Annotated in this window: 5 protein-coding genes; all 5 read left to right on the top strand. The window is 28.3% G+C overall.

All coding sequences use genetic code 11. The features are described from left to right. Positions 1 to 259: 259 nt before the first annotated feature. The 5 genes from Q0733_RS12725 (at position 260) to Q0733_RS12745 (ending at position 4,373) form a co-directional block, all read left to right on the top strand. On the top strand, positions 260 to 673 hold the full coding sequence (locus Q0733_RS12725) for a hypothetical protein (RefSeq protein WP_298782676.1): 414 nt from the start codon (positions 260 to 262) through the stop codon (positions 671 to 673). Between the two features lie 235 nt (positions 674 to 908). Continuing rightward, a complete protein-coding gene (locus Q0733_RS12730) occupies positions 909 to 1,622 on the top strand; it encodes a hypothetical protein (RefSeq protein ID WP_298782677.1) in 714 nt (237 codons plus the stop codon). A 28-nt stretch (positions 1,623 to 1,650) separates the two neighbouring features. Further along, on the top strand, positions 1,651 to 2,238 hold the full coding sequence (locus Q0733_RS12735; RefSeq protein ID WP_298782679.1) for a hypothetical protein: 588 nt from the start codon (positions 1,651 to 1,653) through the stop codon (positions 2,236 to 2,238). 146 nt (positions 2,239 to 2,384) lie between these two features. Further along, entirely contained in the window at positions 2,385 to 3,275 is an 891-nt protein-coding gene (locus Q0733_RS12740; RefSeq protein ID WP_298782681.1) for a carboxypeptidase-like regulatory domain-containing protein, read from the top strand. 693 nt (positions 3,276 to 3,968) lie between these two features. Further along, complete coding sequence (locus tag Q0733_RS12745; RefSeq protein WP_298782683.1) at positions 3,969 to 4,373, top strand: hypothetical protein; 405 nt, start codon at positions 3,969 to 3,971, stop codon at positions 4,371 to 4,373. The last annotated feature ends 282 nt before the right edge of the window (positions 4,374 to 4,655 follow it).

Raw genomic sequence — 4,655 nt, forward strand, 5'->3', positions numbered from 1 at the left:
TAAGAAATATTTACTTACATTTACAACACACAACAAAACATAAACCGCATTAAAACGACGGTTTATCCAGAACGTTGCAAGTAATAGCGGAAAAAACTCAAGCAGAATAAAATTTCGGTTCGAAATTCTTTAATTTTTGTGTTTTTAAAGAAGGAGAAAATTGAAAAAAATGGAACACTCACTCGTGAATAAAAAATTTCATCAAATTGCGGAATTTCCAATATTGTGAAATTGGGCAACGTTCGGAATTGAAAAAGTTATGAAATTAATAAAACTCAAAAAAAAAATGAAAGAAAAACCAATAATAAACATTCATTCTAAAACACAAGAATTATCATTAGATTCAGGAAAATATCACATAAATGTTATTGGTGGCTTTTTAATCAAAAAAAGTAATTTTAAAATAAAAATAACGAAAACTTCTACCAAAAGAGAAATTCCGATAAAAAAAACAAAATTCCCTCTTCAGAGTTTTGAAGGCGGAAAAAGGGAAAAGAGATGTTATGAATTTAAAATAATAGAAAAAGGAAAATATTCATTAGAGTTTAAAAATTCAAGAAATTTAATAATAAAACGTTCAAATGTAGCTATTTTCTTCCCTTTTAATATATTTAACAAAGCTGTTCCAAATGAACAAATCGAAATACGAATTATTCCAAAATCATATTGGTAAATACTATCGTTGGAAAAATGTCAGAAAACAGGAATTATAAACTGAAAAAACTACTACTTGCAACACCGTGTATAAAAAATTGCTAAATTAGTGCTTAACTAAAAGTAATTGCTTTTTTGTTTGCTTCAAATTTTCCTTCGGAAAATCCTCGCCCACAAAATCGCAACTTTTAATACACCAAAACGTTGGCAACAAGGCAGGAAAAACTAACAACAAATTAAAATCACTATTGAAATTGGATATAAAATCTAAACTTAAAAAACTTATTTCGCAAATATTTCGAAAAAGAGTTACGTATAAAGTTTTAGACAATGATGTCTATTTCAAAAGTTTTGGTGTTGTTAAAGATGAAACAGGAGAATACAAAGTTATTGATAAAGAAATACTCGGAAAAGCTTACCAAAAAGCTTGGGAGAATAGAGATTTTGAAATAAATAAATTTTGGACAAGAGCTGCTTATTTTTGGGGATTTATCGTACTTATTTTCGGAGGATTAATAACACTTTTGACTTCAGACAATAGTGAAAAGGCTATTGACTTGCGTTTAGATTTATACCTAATCTCTCTTGGATTATTATTTTCAATAGCTTGGTATTTAGTAATGAAAGGAAGTAAAAGCTGGCAAGAAAATTGGGAAGCCCATATTGATTTTTTAGAAAATTTTATTTCTGGACCACTTTATAAAACAATTCATTATAAAGGAAATCGATTTTATTCTGTATCGAAAATTAATGAGCTTTTAGCATTACTCGTTATTTTAGTTTGGTTAAGTTTTTTTACCCAGTATTACTCTGAAAACTTTACGATTTGTCTAAATTTCAATTTAATCGACTATCAAGCTACGCTTACTTTCATAATTACTTTAGGTTTCGCATCATCTATGAGGTTCGGTTATGCTTTGGGAATCTATAAAGCGAAAGAACACGGATTTTTGGATAGGTGGTCTTGAGAATATCTAATTAACGTAATTGAATTATATGAGTTGGGAAGAAACTTTAAAATTAGTATTTGCAGGTTTAGCATCCGTTGGTGGAGCAGGCGCAATAATTCTTGGAATATCAAAATATTTTGGAGATCTTTTTGCAAAAAGGTATGAACAAAAGTTAATTGCAGGCTTTCAAAACCAAATAAATGACTACCAAACCAAACTTGATATTTTAAAAATAACAACTTTAAGATATTCAGACAAACAATTCGAATTATACTCTATTTTATGGTCGAGTTTGCAAAACCTTAAAATATCTGCTGACAACCTTTGGGAAAAAGCAAGTTCAAAAAATTTATCTGATTTTTCAAAACAACTGAGGGAAACTAAAATAGAAATTGAAAAGGCATCTCTTTTTATCGAGGACAGTCATTATTCCGAATTGATTAAAATCATAAAGCACTTTAGTGAATTTCAAATAGGGAAGAAAATGCTAATTAATTATCGAAAAGGAACAAATATAGACGACCACATAATTGAACAACAAATGATTTCTGGAAACCAGAGAGTAAAAGAAAGATACGATGAACTGATTTTGTTAATTAAATCGGATTTAAAAAAACAATTAAAAGGTGAATAAGCCCAGTTGCCAACACCGTATATAATTTATTGCTGGCTTTTTGCCTACTTGCGAAAGTCCTCGCGGACTTTCTTGGTCAGTAATTATTTACTAAATTAGTTGCTTGAAACACGCAACAAACTATATACAACAACGTTGCCCACAATATGAAAAAACTGCTTGCCATCATAATTCTACTAGTATCTAACCTTTGTTTTAGTCAATTAAAATCAGTAATAATTGACAGTAAAACGAAAGAAAAAATACCTTATGTAAATATTTGGATAGAAAACGATAACATTGGAACAACATCAAATGAAAAAGGAGAATTTGAATTAGAAGTACATAACACAAAAAATATTCTATTTTCAGCAATAGGATTTGAGACAAAAAAAATCTCGTCAGATTCAATTAAAAATATTCTTGAATTAAGACCAATAACGACTGAATTGGATGAAATAATTATAAATTCTAAAAAATTAACTCAAGAATTAATAGTCGGAAAATTTAAAAAAACTAAAATCAATCATTATTATAAAAACGGAATAAAGCCTTGGATAATTGCTCGATTTTTTAATTATAAAGAAAAATATGATAAAACCCCATTATTGAAAAAAATAAGACTTTTAACAAAAAGTGATGTTAAAAATTCAAAATTTAATATTCGCCTTTATGCACTAAATGAAAATGGAGAACCAAAAAATTATATATATGACAAAAACATAATTGGAATTGCAAAAAAAGGAAAGAAAATAACTGAAATTGATATTTCAAAATTAAATATTGAATTTCCTGAAAAAGGTTTTTTTATTGCAATTGAATGGCTTATAATAGAAGAAAATAAATACGAATATAAATACACTATGCAAGGTTCAAGAAAAAAATTAGAAGGAATATCTTATGAGCCTGCAATTGGAACTATTCCTGCTGAAACATCTGAAAATAGTTGGATTTTTAATCAAGGAAAATGGAAGAAAACCTCAAAAACTACAGGAACAAGTAAAGAATATGAAGGAAAATATATGTTAACAGCAATTGAATTAACCCTTACGAATTAAAAAATACTGTGGGCAACACCGTATATAATTTATTGCTCGCTTCTCGCTTACTTACGAAAGTCCTCGCGGACTTTCTTGGTCGGTAATTATTTACTAAATTAGTTGCTTGAAACACGCAACAAACCATATACAAAAACGTTGTAATTTATTGTTCAGAAAAACTGAAACGCTTGAAAAAACAGCAAAATGAAATTGTAAAATTGCACGAATGAAAGCTGAAAAATCACTCAAATTCTGAATTTAAACTTTTGTGGAACACTCTCTCGCGAATTAAAAAAAATGGAATTCAAAATCTTTGCGGAATCTAAATGTTTGAATTTACTCAAACTGAAAACCAAAAATGCGGAATTTTCTCGCGATATTTTTTTAGTGTTTTAAAGTTAAAATGTCTGAATTTACTCAAACGCTGAAAAATTGAAAACGGAAGCTAAACGTGTTTACTCAAATGTTTCACAACAAAATTACAACACCGTGTATAATTTACTGCTTGTTTCGGTTTTTCTTGCGAAAAACCTCGCAATCGTAAAAGTCTGTAAAATGTAGTTATTTTTCGCTAAATTTACGCAGCAAATTATACACATAAAACGTTGCCAGTAATATAACCAAAATTGAGAAATGATTGAACTGATTTTTATTTTTATAGTAATTGAAATCCTTTTCTTAATACCTTCATTCTTTTTGTATAGAAAATTTTTGAAAAGAAAATCTGGAATTAAGAACTTAAAAATTTACTCTTTTTTGGCAACACTTTTAATGCCAATTATATGGACAGCATTGTTTATTGGAATCTGTTACGGAATAATAAATCCAATATTGAGGTCGAAAGATTTTAATTCAAAAGATTGGATTGAAAATACCAACTCAAGATACAGAATGATTAATGACTTGAAAGAAAACGTGCTAATCGGAAAAAATAAAACAGAAGTGCTTAAAATTCTGGGCGAAAATGATGGAGAATGTGGATACAAAACAAGTCCGAACACAATTTGTTATCTTGTACCTGAACCTGATAATATTGGAGTTTTAGACCATTATGAATTAGTTATTGTATTTGACAAGTTTGGAAAAGTTGAGAATGTAACTTCAGAATTGATTTAAAAGCTGAATAAATATCAAAAAGGAATAAAAACTACTGGCAACACCATATATAATTTATTGCTGGCTTTTTGCTTACTTACGAAAATCCTCGCGGATTTTCTTAGTCTGTAATTATTTACTAAATTAGTTGCTTAAACCACGCAACAAACCATATATAAACACGTTGTAATTTATTGTTCAGAAAAACTGAAACGCTTGAAAAAATAGCAAAATGAAATTGTAAAATTGTACGAATGAAAGCTGAAAAATCACTCAAATTCTGAATTTAAACTTTTGTGAAAA

It is taken from the genome of uncultured Polaribacter sp. (assembly GCF_947500975.1).
Classification (GTDB): Bacteria; Bacteroidota; Bacteroidia; order Flavobacteriales; family Flavobacteriaceae; genus Polaribacter.

Bases quoted from the DNA above. Each gene is read 5' to 3' on its own strand.
- Q0733_RS12725 (WP_298782676.1), top strand. From the start codon at position 260: ATGAAATTAATAAAACTCAAAAAAAAAATGAAAGAAAAACCAATAATA.
- Q0733_RS12740 (WP_298782681.1), top strand. From the start codon at position 2,385: ATGAAAAAACTGCTTGCCATCATAATTCTACTAGTATCTAACCTTTGT.
- Q0733_RS12735 (WP_298782679.1), top strand. From the start codon at position 1,651: ATGAGTTGGGAAGAAACTTTAAAATTAGTATTTGCAGGTTTAGCATCC.